Source organism: Corallococcus sp. CA053C, from assembly GCF_003611675.1.
Lineage (GTDB): Bacteria > Myxococcota > Myxococcia > Myxococcales > Myxococcaceae > Corallococcus.
Genome location: NZ_RAWA01000248.1, coordinates 1 through 14,063, shown reverse-complemented (window position 1 = coordinate 14,063; position 14,063 = coordinate 1). Strand labels below are relative to the sequence as shown.

General features: G+C 70.7%; 8 protein-coding genes. 3 read left to right on the top strand and 5 right to left on the bottom strand.

The annotated features are described in order from the left end of the window. The coding region (locus D7V97_RS27595; RefSeq protein WP_147444999.1) for an amidohydrolase family protein at positions 1 to 1,130 on the top strand (1,130 nt) is incomplete at its 5' end. Between the two features lie 60 nt (positions 1,131 to 1,190). Beyond that, entirely contained in the window at positions 1,191 to 1,943 is a 753-nt protein-coding gene (locus D7V97_RS27590; protein ID WP_120613624.1) for a hypothetical protein, read from the top strand. A 3-nt stretch (positions 1,944 to 1,946) separates the two neighbouring features. On the opposite strand, the gene D7V97_RS27585 is transcribed toward D7V97_RS27590, so the two are convergent. The 5 genes from D7V97_RS27585 to D7V97_RS27565 form a co-directional block, all read right to left on the bottom strand. Continuing rightward, on the bottom strand, positions 1,947 to 3,689 hold the full coding sequence (locus tag D7V97_RS27585) for an acyl-CoA dehydrogenase family protein (protein ID WP_120613623.1): 1,743 nt from the start codon (positions 3,687 to 3,689) through the stop codon (positions 1,947 to 1,949). Beyond that, entirely contained in the window at positions 3,686 to 4,438 is a 753-nt protein-coding gene (locus D7V97_RS27580; RefSeq protein WP_120613622.1) for a thioesterase II family protein, read from the bottom strand. Before D7V97_RS27580 ends, D7V97_RS27585 begins: the two co-directional genes overlap by 4 nt. Continuing rightward, positions 4,435 to 7,464: a type I polyketide synthase gene (locus D7V97_RS27575; protein ID WP_120613621.1), complete on the bottom strand. Its 3,030-nt coding sequence runs from the start codon at positions 7,462 to 7,464 to the stop codon at positions 4,435 to 4,437. Before D7V97_RS27575 ends, D7V97_RS27580 begins: the two co-directional genes overlap by 4 nt. Continuing rightward, entirely contained in the window at positions 7,461 to 12,524 is a 5,064-nt protein-coding gene (locus tag D7V97_RS27570) for a non-ribosomal peptide synthetase (protein ID WP_158623468.1), read from the bottom strand. The genes D7V97_RS27575 and D7V97_RS27570 overlap by 4 nt, the downstream gene beginning before the upstream one ends. 189 nt (positions 12,525 to 12,713) lie before the next feature. Continuing rightward, positions 12,714 to 13,214 carry an OTU domain-containing protein gene (locus tag D7V97_RS27565; RefSeq protein ID WP_120613619.1) on the bottom strand — a complete coding sequence of 167 codons (501 nt, stop codon included), beginning with the start codon at positions 13,212 to 13,214 and terminating at the stop codon, positions 12,714 to 12,716. Between the two features lie 166 nt (positions 13,215 to 13,380). Here D7V97_RS27565 and D7V97_RS27560 point away from each other — a divergent pair, with 166 nt between their 5' ends. After that, positions 13,381 to 13,980 (top strand): TetR/AcrR family transcriptional regulator, encoded by a 600-nt coding sequence (locus D7V97_RS27560; RefSeq protein ID WP_120613618.1) that lies wholly within the window; start codon positions 13,381 to 13,383, stop codon positions 13,978 to 13,980. Positions 13,981 to 14,063 lie beyond the last annotated feature (83 nt).

The following is a 14,063-nucleotide window of genomic DNA, read 5'->3' as shown; positions in this document are numbered from 1 at the left end:
GTGCCACGGTGGTGGAGCTGGGGGACGCCACGCTGCTGCCGGGCTTCATGGACGCGCACACGCACCTGACCGTGGAGCCCGGAGCCGACTGGCGCAAGGACGTCATCGACAGCTTCCAGCGCACGATTCCCGAACAGACGCTCGACACGCTGCCCTGGGCCCGCGTCACATTGCTGGCGGGCTTCACCACGGTGCGGAACCTGGGCGCCGAGGACTTCATCGACGTGGGCCTGCGCAATGCCATCGCACGCGGCAACGTGGTGGGGCCGCGCATCCTCGCTGCGACGTCCAGCCTCAGCTCCACGGGCGGGCACTGTGATTACGGCAACTCGTGGCGCAAGGGGCTGATGGCCCACGACGCGAGTCCCGGCGTGGCGGATGGCCCGGACGCGCTGCGCGCGCGCGTGCGCGAGACCCTCAAGTACGGCGCGGATCTCATCAAGGTCTGCGCCACGGGCGGAGTGATGAGCTTCAACGCGGAGCCGGACGCGCCGCAGTTCACCCAGGCGGAGCTGGACGCGGTGGTGGACGAGGCGCATGCGCACCGGCGCAAGGTGGCCGCGCATGCCCATGGCGCGGAAGGGGCGAAGCGCGCCATCCGCGCGGGCGTGGACTCCATCGAACACGGCACCCTGCTGGACGACGAGGCCCTGGCGCTGATGAAGCGCAAGGGCACCTGGTACGTGCCCACGGTCCTCGCCTTCTTCGGCGCGAAGGAGCTGGCGGACCAGGGCAAGCTGCCGCCGGACACCGTCGCCAAGCTCCACACGGTGGACCAGCGGCGTGAACAGGTGCTGCGCAAGGCGATTGCCCTGGGGGTGCGCATCGCCCTGGGCACCGACTCGGGTGTGTTCGCGCACGGACGCAACGCGGAGGAGTTCGCGCTGCTGGTGCAGGCCGGCCTGCCGCCCGCCGAGGCGCTGCGCGCTGGCACGGTGTACGCGGCGGAGCTGCTCGGCGTGTCGGACCGGCTGGGGACGCTGGAGCCGGGGAAGCTGGCGGACGTCGTCGCCGTGCCCGGCAATCCACTCCAGGACATCCGCGCCACCCAGAAGGTCTTCTTCGTGATGAAGGAAGGCGTCATCCAGCGCAATGACGCGGCGCCTGCCTGCCCTGCCGCGGTGCCGTGAGCCTCAAGGGGTGTATCGTGAGTTCATCCTGGATCTTGCGTTCGTGCCCGGGGGGCCGCGATGGACAATGACAAACTGCAGGAGCACATCCTCAGCACCTACCTGAACCTCCGCTTCTTCATCGCTGCCGCCGCTGTGCTGATTCCCCTGGTGGTGTATGGCGTGGGGCGGCTGCACGGCATCGGGTTGCAGGATTCGATCAGCGCGTACTACTGGGCGCAGGGTCCGGGTGAAATGTATCCGCCGGCCCGGGCCTGGTTCGTCGGTGGCCTGCTCGGCGTGGCCGCGCTCCTCTACCTGTACAAGGGTTTCAGCTTCGAGGAGAACGCGGCGTTGAATCTGGCGGCGGTGCTTGCCGTGGGTGTCGCGGTCTTCCCCATGCAGTGGAACTGCCAGGAGGAGTGCGGCAGGTTCTCCCTGCACGGCTTCTGCGCGGTCGCCATGTTCCTGTGCCTGGCGTATGTGATGTGGTTCCGTTCGTTGGATACCCTGGTGCACCTGCCGGATGAGAGGAGCCGCGCGGGGTACCGCAAGACGTACGAGCTGACTTCCATCGTGATGCTCGTCTCGCCCATCACGGCGTTCCTGATGAACACCTTCTGGGGGACGCCCAAGTCCTATGTCTTCTTCATTGAAACGGCCGGCATCCTGGCCTTCGCGCTGTACTGGGTGGTGAAGAGCCTGGAGTTGAGGCAGTCCGGCGTCGTGCGCAAGGTGCTGGTTGGACAGGCCCGGATCCCGCAATACAGCCTCCTCGAGCGGGTGCCGAAGGACGCTCCCCCCGAGGTCCACCTGCCTCCTGCCGCGCCCTGAACTTCAAGGCCGGGTGAGCACGTCGCACAGCAGGAAATCGAGCTCGCTCCCGGACAACCAGCGGGCGCTCACCCCCGCGAAGTCGGGCTCGGTGTCGGCATCGAGCTGCCGCCAGAGGTCTTCCACGCGGTAGCGCGCGGCGGTGCAGTAGACGTCCGCCAGGTCGCCCGCGTGGGGCTGCCCTCGCTCGGCCAGGGCCGCGGCGTGGGCCAGCGTGACGGATTGGGTGAACAGCTCGTTGCAGACCTGGTTCAGCAGGATGAGCGTCCGCTGGCGCGCGTAGAGCACGCTTGCGTCCGGGTAGCGGCGCGACAACTCCTGGCACTTCCGGGCCAGCCTGTGCACCTCCCGAGCGGTGTGCTGGAGGTGCTCCCGGTTGCGCTCCGACAGGTGCTCCTCCACCGGCAGCGGCGCGGGGGGAGACGCCTGTTCCGCGGCCTGCGCGGGCGACGGATAGTAGAGTGAGAAGAGGCCCTCCCGGGCGGCCTTGTGGTCCACGAGGAAGTCCACGCCGCCCGCCACGCGGAAGGCCCTGGCGTCGCGCAGGACGCGCTCCAGCGGCACGGGCACCGCGCCCCGGGCCGCCTTGCTCGCGGCCGTCTCGTAGCCCTCGGCGGCGAGCAGCGACAGGGTCCGGTCCGCGATGCGCGCGCATGCGAGGGACGCGATGTTCTTGGCCGCCACCTGTTCGAACCAGCGCACGGGCAGGGTGTCCACCGTCACGCCCGTGAGGCTCCACCGGGCCACGCTCTCCAGGGCGAAGACCTCGGCCGCGGTGGCGGAGACCTGTCGCTGGATCTCCTCGAAGTCGCCGAGCACGCGCCCCTGGGCGAGTCGCCGGTGGAGGAACTCGCGCGACCACTGGAGGCACTGCTTGGAGAGTGCCAGGGACGCCGCCACGATGATGTACATGCGGCCCAGGGCGCTGAGTGGCTCCAGCAGCGGCGTGTTGCGCCAGTGCTCCTGCGCCATCGCCAGCATGCGCTCCTTCGGCACCCGCACGTTGTCGAAGCTCAGCGCGGCGATGGGCAGCCCGCGCAGGCCCATCAGCCCGTGCTCGGCGCGGACGCGGAAGCCGGGGCTCGTCGTCTCCACGAAGAAGAGGCTGATCTGCTCCCTGCCGTCCTCGCAGAGCGTCGCGGTGACGTTCAGGAGGTCCGCGATGGAGCCGTTGCCGATGTAGACCTTCTCCCCGTTCAAGACATAGGCCGTGCCGTCTTCCGTGGGCGTGGCGGTGGTGGACGCACGCCGCGCGGAGGCACCGGTGGGCTCGGTGTCGGCCCAGCCGGAGATGGCCCCGTCGGCGACGCGGGAGCGGACGTAGTCCTTGAGCGGACCGGACTGCACTGCCTCGATGATGGCGCCCGCGCCGAGGCCACTGTGGATGGCCAGCGTGTAGCCCACCGGGAGGCAACGGCTCATCACGGCTTCAATGACGCGGAAGGTGTTCAGCAGGGAGAGCCCCCGGCCGCCCAGCTCCTTTTCCACCGGCAGCTTGTAGTAGCCCTGCGCGCGCAGCGCTTCGATGAGCGCTGGTGAGAGGCGCCCCGTGCGCTCCACCTCGTCCGCGTCGACGTGCTCCTTCAGGAACCGTTCGACCTCCGCGATGACAGCATCGCCCGCCTGTCGCTCCTCCGGGTCCTGCTCGGGGAACGCGCGGACGAGGTCCCAGCGGAGCTTCCCCGCGAAGAGCTGGCCCAGGAAGCCCTCGCGGGCGCGGGTGGCGGGATGCAGGGGCTGGCTCATGGCTTCAGGTCCCTTCTGGAGACGGTGTGGAGGAGGTGCAGGAGGGGTTCCTTCTGCTCCCGCAGGTAGAAGTGGCCGCCGGGCAGCAGGTGGAAGTCGAAGGGGCCGGTGGTGTGGACGCGCCACGACTCCAGCTCCTCGCGCGTCAGGTCGTCCTGCGTGCCGCCCGTGACGGTCATCGCGCAGGCCAGGGGCGCGTGCGGCTCATGCCGGTAGGACTCCACGAGCGCCAGGTCCGCGCGCAGGCCCGGCAGGAGCAGCTCGCGCAGCTCCGAGTCCTCCCGCATCTCCACGGCCAGCTCGCCGTAGCTGGATTCGAGCGCGGTGATCAATCCGTCGTCGTCCAGGTGGCTCGCGGGGATGCCGCGCAAAGGGAGCTGCGGGGCAGGGGCGGCGGACACGAACAGCCAGCCCGGCGGCGTACGGCCCAGGTCGCGCAGGCGACAGGCTGTCTCGAAGGCCACGAGCGCCCCCAGGCTGTGTCCGAAGAACGCGAACGAGGTCCCGAAGTCCACCTTGGCCACCAGGGTGTCCACCAGCTCGCGCATCCGGGTGAAGGGTGTCTCCTCCGCGCGCGCGCCACGGCCGGGAAGCTGCACGCCCCACACCTCGATGTCCGGGAGCGCGTCCGCCCATCGCACGTACTCGCCCACCGAGCCGCCGCTGTGGGGGAAGCAGAAGAGGCGCACGGGGGCTTCCGGGCGCCGCAGGCGGCAGGCAAGCCATGCGGAGGGCAGGGGCGTCGTCATGTCGAGGAGGGACCTGGGGAAGGACTGACGGCGGACGATGCGGCATTGGCTGACAACGCTTCCGTGACGAAGCGGGCCAGCCGGGTCACGGTGGGAGCGCGGAAGAGAGTCTTGACCTTTAGCGGTGTGGCGACATGCGGGCGCAGCCGCGCGATGAGCTGCGCTGCCATCAGCGAGTCGCCTCCCAGCTCGAAGAAGTTGTCGTGGAGGCCGACCCGGGGCAGCCCCAGGACCTCCGCGAAGGCCGTGGCGATGCGACGCACCGTCAGGTCCTCGGGCAGCTCTTCCACGACTGCAGGAGCCTCGGGGCTCGTATCGCCGGACAGTCGCGGCTCGCTTCCGTGCGCCGTCACGGGCGTGTCCGGTGCTTCCACCAGATAGCGCTGACGCTCGAAGGGGTAGGTCGGCAGGGGCACCCGTCGCCGCTTCGCACCCCCGTGCAATCCCAGCCATGACAGCGGCACGCCCGACGCCCACAGGCGCCCGGCCGCGTTGAGCGCGGTGATCAGCTCGGACGTGGTGTCCGCGGGGTGGGGGAGGGTGGCCACCGTGAGGTGCGCGCCCGCGTCGGGGTGCTGGCGCGCCAACGTCGCCAGGGTCCGTCCAGGGCCCACCTCCACGAAGACACTGGCTGGGCCCGCGAGCAGTGTCCCCAGCGCATCACCGAAGCGCACGGTGTGGCGCAGGTGCGCGGCCCAGTAGGCCGGGTCCACGGCCTGCTCCGCGGTGACGGCGGCGCCGGTGAGGTCGGAGATCCACGGCAGTTGCGGCGGCCGTCGCTCGACGCGCTCGACGCAGGCGGTGAACGCGGCCAGCGAGGGTTCGACGAGCGGCGAGTGTCCGGCGCCAGGGATGCGCAGCAGGCGCGACTCCACGCCGCGCGCCGTCAGCCGTGTCTGGAGTTCTTCGACCTCCAACACCGGTCCCGAAACCGTGCACTGCGCGGGCCCATTCACGGCCGCCAGGGAGAGCCCATCCTGGAGCAGCGGCAGGAGTACGGACTCAGGCAGCGGCACGGCCAGCATGGCTCCCGCGGGCAGGCTCGCGAGGATGCGCGAGCGCTCCAGGACCAGATGCAGGGCATCCGCCAGAAAGAAAACGCCAGCCACCGTGGCCGCGGCATAGGCCCCCAGGCTGTGTCCCACCACCGCGGCGGGCTTCACACCCCAGCGCTTCCACAGCCGCGCCACGGCGTACTCGATGACAAAGACAGACAGCTGGCCGGTGATGAACTCCCCCATCCGCGCGGAGGCCTGTTCAATCGCGACGGCATCCGACGGCTCGGGATGGAGCACCGTCCGCAGGTCGAACCCCAGGACGGGTGTGAGGTGCGCGCGGCACTCGTCCACGGCCTCTCGGAAGGCAGGCTGAGTGGCATACAGCTCCCGGCCCATGCCCACGTGTTGACCCCCATGGCCCGGGAACATGAACACCACCGGGCGTTCTCCAGGCTCCAAGTGCGCATCGCATGGAGTGCCCTCCTGCTCCGCCAGTGCGCGGAGGATCTCGGGGGCGTCCTGGCCTACGGCGAACGCACGGTGCGCATGCGCTGGACGTCCCACCTGGAGCGTCCAGGCGACGTCCTCCAGGGGCACTTCCGGATGCTCGCGAAGGTGGCGACCGAGCCGGTCCACGGCCCGGGTCAGCGCGGCGGGGCCGTGGGCCGACAGCACCAGGAGCTGTGGAGTGCGAGAACGCTCGGGCGCGGGAAGTGCGGGCGCCTCCTCCAGCACGGCGTGGGCATTGGTCCCACCGATGCCCAGGGAGCTGACGCCTGCGCGCCGGGGAAGGCCACCGGTGTCCCAGTCCCGCAGCTGTGTATTCACGCGGAACGGGCTGTGCTCGAAGTCGATCTCTGGATTGGGCTGCTCGAAGTTCAGGCTTGGCGGCAGCTGCCGGTGCTCCAGCGCGAGGACCGTCTTGATGAAGCCCGCCACGCCCGCCGCCGCATCCGTGTGGCCGATGTTGGTCTTCACCGAACCCAGCCAGCAGAAGTGCCGCGCTTCGGTGCCGAACGCCTTCGTCAGCGCGGCGAGCTCGATGGGGTCTCCCATCCGTGTGCCGGTGCCGTGCGCCTCGATGGAGGTGATGCTCTCGGGCTCCACCCCGGCGACGCGCAAGGCCGTCTCGATGACGCTGGCCTGTCCCTCCACGCTCGGCGCGGTAAAGCCAATCTTCCCGGCGGCGTCGTTGTTGATGGCGGAGCCCCGGAGGACGGCGCGAATCGTGTCCCCGTCCGCCACGGCATCCGCGAAGCGCTTGAGCACCACGAGCCCCACGCCGTTGCTGCCCACGGTGCCCTGCGCACGCGCGTCGAAGGCACGGCAGCGACCGTCCGGGGACAGCGGCCCGCCCTCGCTGTAGTGGCCGAAGCGGGGCGGCGCATGCACGGACGCGCCACCGGCCAGGGCGATGTCGCAGTCCCCCGCGAGCAGCGCCTGGGCGGCCAGGTGGATGGCGACCAGGGACGTGGAGCAGGCCGTCTGCACGGTGACGGCGGGGCCCCGCAGACCGAGCTTGTAGGCCACCCGGCTGGTGAGGAAGTCCATGCCCGTGGCCAGCCGGAGCTGCCAATCGCTGGCACCCGCGAGCAGCTCCCGCCGGGCGCGAAGCGTGGCCAGATAGGAGGTCTCGCTTCCTCCGGCGTAGAGCCCGATGGCGCCGCGGTAGCGCGCGGGATCATACCCGGCGTCCTCCAGCGCCTCGCGTGCGCACTCCAGGAACACGCGCTGCTGCGGATCCAACATCAGGGCTTCCAAGGGCGAGCAACCGAAGGCCGCCGCGTCGAACCGGTCGGCGTCCGCCACCAGCCCAAAGGCAGGCACCTCCTCGCCCACGGCACTCTCTCCCAGCGGCTGCTCGGAGGGGCGTCCGTCCGGGCCGAAGAAGGTGATGGATTCCACGCCGCCGGCGAGGTTGGACCAGAACTCCACGGCGTTGGCGGCGCCGGGAAGACGGCACGCGAGGCCCACCACCGCGACGTGCGCGGAGCGGTCCTCCTCGTCCGGTTCGAATGAGGAGCTCATTCCCCGTCCTCCCGGGGGCTGTCCGACCCGAGCCGTCCCCGGCGGCCCTGAAGGCGCGCGCGTCCGCTCTGCCGCTGCTCCTGGCGTTGCTCCTGCGCGGCGGCGGCCTGTCCGCCATCGCCCTGACCCTGGAGATGCCCGGCGAGTGTCCGGACGGTGGGGAACTCGAACAGCTTCACCATGGGCACATCGTGGCCCAGGCGGCCCTTCAACAGATGCTGCACCTGCGCCAGCAACAGGGAGTGTCCGCCGAGGTCGAAGAAGTTGTCCTCCGCGCCCACGCGCTCCAGGCGCAGCGTCTCGCACCAGAGGCCGGCGACCTGTCGCTCCAGCTCATTCGCGAGCGGAGCCTGGGGCGCGGACGTCACGGTGGGCGGCTCGGGCAGTGCGCGCGCATCTACCTTGCCGCCATGGGTGAGCGGCAGCGCCGCCAGCTCCACGTAGGCGGAGGGAATCATGTAGGCCGGCAGCTCGCGGGCGAGGTGCTCGCGCAGCCGCGCCGGGGACGGCATGGCCTGACCCGCCCGGGGGACGAGGTAGCCCACGAGCCGCGGCTCACCGCCCGGGGCGCTCCAGGCACGGACGTGGGCCTCGGCGAGTCCCGGGAACGTGCGCAGCGCCGCGGAGACCTCCGCGGGTTCCACCCGGAAGCCGCGAAGCTTGAGCTGCGCGTCCATGCGCCCCAGGAACTCGAGCGCCCCCTCCGGTCGGGAGCGCACGCGGTCCCCTGTGCGGTACAGGCGCGCGCCGGGGCGTGCGGAGAACGGATCCGGAATGAAGCTCGCGGCGGTGAGGTCCGGGCGGTTGAGATAGCCCCGCGCTACCCCTGCGCCGCCGACGTACAGCGCTCCCGCGACCCCTGCGGGCACGGGTTGCAGCTCCGCATCCAGCACGTATGCCGTGGCCCCGTCGATGGGCTGGCCAATGGCAGGCAGCGCCGCATCCGGTCCGGCGGGGAGCACTTCACCGGAGGTGGCCGTCACGGTGGTCTCCGTGGGGCCGTACTGGTTGAACAGCCGCCAGGGCAGCCCAGGCACCGGACGGGTGAGGAGTCGGTCTCCGCCCGCGAGCACGGTGCGCAGCGCGCACGACGCGGGCCAGGGAAGGGCCAGCATCCGCTCGGCGAGCGCGGTGGGCAGGTCCGTGAAGGTGATCCGTTCGGAGAGGAGCCACGCCTGGAGCCGCTCCGGAGACAGGCGCACGTCCTGTCCGGGGACATGCAGTGTCGCGCCCGCTGTCAGCGCTGGCCAGAGCTCCGCGGCGGATGGGTCGAAGGCAGGTGAGTAGAGCAGCGTGGTGCGGCTGTTCGCGTCCAGGCCGAAGGCGCGCCGGTGCCACCCGACGAGGTGGGAGAGCGAACCGTGTTCCACCATCACCCCCTTGGGCCGCCCGGTGGAGCCGGAGGTGTACATGACATAGGCCAGCTGGCCGGGCCGCGCGTCGGCGGGGAGGTCACCGCGCGGCGTGCCGGGGCGGCGGAAGTCCTCGACGCATGGCCGCTCCAGCGTGGCGGGGAGCCGCTCACGGAGCGCTCCCGTGGTGATCACCGTGCGGACGCTGGCATCGGCGAGGAGCAGCGCGAGCCGTTCGGCGGGATGCTCCGGATCCAACGGCAGGAACGCGGCTCCGGCCAGCATCACGCCCAATTCGGCCACCACGAGATCGGCACCGCGAGGCACGCAGACGCCGACGACCGCGGACGCGCCCTGCGGGTGGAGGTGTTCGGCCAGGAGCGTCGCACGCCGGATCAGCTCCGCGTAGGTGAGCGCCCCCGCCTCGTCGCGCACGGCCACCGCGTCAGGTGTCCGCAGCGCCTGCTCCAGCACCTGCTGATGCACTGGAGGCTCAACGCCAGACATGGCGGAGGGATTGCGTCCCAACAGGAGGGCCTGCCGCTCGGAGTCCGCGAGCATTGGCAGACGCGACACCGGAGTGTCAGGGCTTGCCACCGCGGCCTCGAGCAGCCGCAGGAAGTGCGCGGACATCCGCTCCATTGTCGCGCGGTCGAAGAGGTCCCGGTTGTATTCCCAGATGAGCGAGATGCGGGCATCCCCGCGCGTCTTGTCGCCCAGGTGCCGGCCGGCATGCGGAATGGCGACGACGTCCAGGTCCACCTTCGAGGAGCCGTTGCCCCGCTCGAAGATGGTGCACGCGGCGTCACCCAGCCGGGGACTGGTCACGGCCGAATCGTGGAAGCTGAACATCGCCTGGACGAGCGGGTTCCGACTGGGATCGCGCTTCACGCCCAGGGACTCGACCAGCTTGAGGAAGGGATAGGTCTGGTGCTCCGCCGCCGCGGCGGTGACGTCACGTACCTGCCGGACGAGGTCCCGGAACGATGGCGCACCGGAGACGTCACACCGCAGGACGACGGCGTTGACGAACATGCCAATGACATTCTCGATGTTCCGGATGCCGGCCCTCGCGGCGAAGGCCGAGCCGATGCACAGGTCCTGCTCCCCGGTGTAGCGGTGCAGCAGCGTGGTGAAGGCAGCGAAGAGGGCGTTGAAGAGGGTGACGCCCTCCCGCTGGCAGAAGGCACGCAGGGCACCGGGCAGGGCCGGGGGCAACTCCAACCGGATCAGGTCGCCATGGGAACCCTGCACACGCGGCCGAGGACGGTCGGTGCTCAATGGCAACACCTCGGGAGCGCCGGCCAGCCGCTCACGCCAGAAGGCGAGCTGGGCCTTCATAGCGGGGGAGTCGAGCGTCGCGCGCTGCCACACGGCGAAGTCGCGGTACTGCACCGCTGGCTCCAGCAGCGGCGAGGCTTCACCCCGCAGGTAGGCGTTGTAGAGCGCGTCCAGCTCCCGCATCAGCACGGAGAAGGACACCCCGTCGTGGACGACGTGGTGCTCGACGAGGACCAGCTCGTGCTCGTCCGGTGCCAGACGGAGGGCGCTCCAACGGAACAGCGGCGGCGCGAAGAGGGAGAGGGGCTGTCGCAGCTCCTCGCGGATGGCCTCCTCGCGCTGGCGCTCCCGCTGGTCCACCGGCAGTCCGCTCAGGTCGAGCAACGGAACACGCACCGGCGTCACCGGCAGGACGCGCTGCCACGGTCGACCGTCGACCTCCTCGTAGATGGTCCGCAGCAACTCGTGGCGCCGGGTGAGCTCCGTCAGGGCACGCTCGAGCACCGCGAGGTCCAGCCCGCCCAGCACGCGGAGCGTCGTCTGCGCTTGATAGGAGATGCTGTCGGGGGACAGCTTCTGGAGGAACCAGACCTGCTCCTGCTGCACGGAGAGCGGCGCCCGTTCGACGCCGACGGCGCGGACCACGGGCGGCAGCACGTCCTTCGCGGGAACAGCCCGCCGAGACTCCAGCAGCGCCGCGAGCGAGTCGATGCGAGGGTGCGCGAAGAGCTCCCTCAATGACAAGGGGAGGCGCAGCGCGTCCTCGATGCGCGTGGTGATCTGCGTGGCGAGGAGGGAGTGGCCGCCCAGCTCGAAGAAGTCGTCATGGAGGCCCACCTGCTCCAGGCGCAGCTCCTCCTGCCACACGCGCGCGAGCGTGCGCTCCAGCTCCGTGCGGGGCGCGACGTACACACGGCTCCGGGACGCATGGGCAACAGGGAGCGCGTGGGGATCCACCTTGCCCGTGGGGCCGAGCGGAAGCGCGTCCATCACGACGAACGTCCGGGGCATCATGGCCTCGGGGAGCCAGGCCCGGAGGTGTTCGCGAAGCTGCTCCGTCCCAGGCACCGCGCGCGGGTCCCGAGGCGCGAAGTACGCGACGAAGGAGACGTCTCCGGCCGGCTCCTGGGCGTCGGTGCTCCGCGCCATGACGTGCGCGGCACCCACGTGTGGATGGGTGAGCAGCGCGGCGGTGATCTCCGCGGGCTCGACGCGGATGCCCCGCACCTTCACCTGCGAGTCGATGCGGCCGAGGAACTCGAGCGACCCGTCCGGCGATGCACGTCCGAGGTCCCCCGTGCGGTACAGGCGCTCGCCGCCGGTGCGCGAGAAGGGGTGGGGGATGAAGCGCGACGCGGTGAGGTCCGGTGCGCCCACGTACCCGCGAGCCAGGCCCGGGCCTCCGATGAAGAGCTCCCCTGTCTCCCCAGCACCCACGGGCCGCAGGTCCGCGTCGAGCAGGTGGACCTCCGCGCCAGCGATGGGACGACCGATGGACGGCAGCGCTTCGCCACCGGGAGGCACCACGTCCGAGGTGCAGTAGATGGTGCACTCCGCGGGGCCATAGCCATTCACCAACTGGAAGGGCAGCCCGGGCCTGGGACGCAGGTGCAGCCGGTCTCCACCGGTGAGCATCAGGCGCAGGGCGCAGGCTTCCGGCCAGGGAAGCGGGAGCACGCGCTCGGCGAGCGGGGTGGGGAGGAAGACGAAGGTGATGCCCCGCGCCAGCAGCCACTCCTGGGACTTCCGGGGCGACAGGCGCGTCTCCTCGTCCACCGGCAGCTCCAGCCGCGCGCCCGCGGCCAGCGACGGCAGGAGCGACATGACGAACGCATCGAAACCCTGCGAGGCCATCACCCCCACGCGGTCCGTGGGCGACAGCGCGAACGTGTCGCAGTGGGACGCGGTGAAGGCGGACAGGGCGCCGTGGCTGATCATCACGCCCTTGGGCCGCCCGGTGGAGCCCGAGGTGTGGATGACATAGGCGAGGTGGTCCGGCAGGACGCCGATGTTTGGATTCACGGCCGGGAACGACGCGAGCTCCTGCTCCGAAGGCGCGAGGACCGGGATGCCACCCTGCGCGAGCCGCTCCACGGCCGGCCCCGTGCCAATGACAGCCATCGCTCTCGCGGAAGCCGTCATGGATCGCAGGCGCTCGGGCGGTGAGGAGGGATCCAGCGGGAGCCAGGCCGCGCCCGCCTTGAGCACACCCAGGACGGCCACCACGAGCTCCACGCTTCGCGGGAGGCAGACTCCGATGAGGGAGTCCGGCCCGGCGCCCCTCGCGAGCAACGCGTGCGCGAGCTGGTTCGCCTGCGCGTTCAGCGCGCCCAGGGTGAGGAACGCGTCTCCGTGGCTCACCGCGACATGGGAGGGAAGTTCGGTCGCGCGTCGTTCGACGCGCTGGTGGACGAGGGCGGGCAGCAAGAGGCCTCCGGCCGGCGCCGTACACACGCCGGGTGCGAGCGCTCGCACCCGGGGGGTCGAGCATCGAACCGGAGGCTTTACCAGCAGCCGCCAGGAAGCCCAAGCCCCCGGCCCCCTCGGGGGAGGCTCCGCTGCGCAAGCGCGAGGGCTCCGAGGTCGCCGCCCCACCGTGTGCCTCGGCGAAGGCCCCTACAACCCGGTGGCGGACGGCGGCGGTGGCGCACCGGACGCGGACAACAGGGTGCTGGACGGCGCGGCGGCCGCCGCCAGCGCCGGAGCCGGGCCGACGACCACCTGATAGTGATTTCCCCGCTCGTGGAAGATCTCGTATGTCGGGCTGCCAGCGTTCGCGCGACGGTCGAAATCGTGGGTGTAGGTCGTGCCACGGACAATGAGCCGGCAATGATAGACGTGCGCAAGGGCGATGAGCTCCGCATATCCGGCCCAGCGATCCACTTCCCCGGCGTTCTGCGCGGCGCCCGCCATCCGGTTGAAGTAGGCCGCATTGAAGTGGCGTCCGTCGTCCGTCGGGTCGGTGGGCGCCCAGAGCTCGGGGTGGCCTCGCATGAACGTGATCGTGGCGGTTCGGGTCGTCTGGTGGGCCGCCTGATCCTGGGGCAACCGGAGATGCCGGGCCATGGCGCGGAAGGCGCAGTTCCCATCGGCGAGGATGTCCGTCGGTCGGATCACGACCTGGCGCGCCTTCGGGGCCCCGGTGGCATCGGTGCCGACGAGCAGGACGCGGAGTTCGGCGAACGCGTTGTTCGGGCCATCGGGTTTCTTCGACTCCTGGACCCGGACACGGGGGAATCGACGAGGAGTTGCAGAAAAAGCACGACCGTTCTATGAATGGGGCATGCGTAAGGGCGAGCTCACCCATCAGACCATCCTGGAGACGGCCGTCCGGCTGGCGAGCCGGGTGGGCCTTCAGGGGCTGAGCATCGGGGGGCTGGCGGAGGAGCTGGGGCTCTCCAAGAGCGGCCTGTTCGCGCACTTCAAGTCCAAGACGGAGCTCCAGGTGCAGGTGTTGGAGGCGGCCACGGCCGTCTTCACCGAGCGCGTCATCCGCCCGGCGCTCAGCAGGCCCCGGGGCGAGCCCCGCGTGCGGGCGCTCTTCGACGGCTGGCTGACGTGGGACCGGGACAAGATCCTCGAGGGCGGCTGCATCTTCGTGGCGGCGGCGGCGGAGCTGGACGACGTGCCCGGGCCCGCGCGTGACACGCTGGTGCAGGGGCAGCGGGACTGGCTGGACTGCCTGGCCCAGGCCGCGCGCATCGCGGTGGCGGAGAAGCACTTCCGCGCGGGGTTGGACGTGGAGCAGTTCGCCCATGATCAGTACGCGGTGATGCTGGGCTTCCACCACGCGAAGCGGCTGATGCGAGACCCCCAGGCCGAGGCGCGAGCCCGCCGGGCCTTCGACGCGCTCCTCACCGCCGCGCGCACCCCCACTTCCTGACTTCTTGTTGCCGTGTCCTTCGAGGAGGACCTCATCATGGCGGAAAATAGCACGAACGTTCGTATGAAGATGGCGCTGTGGGG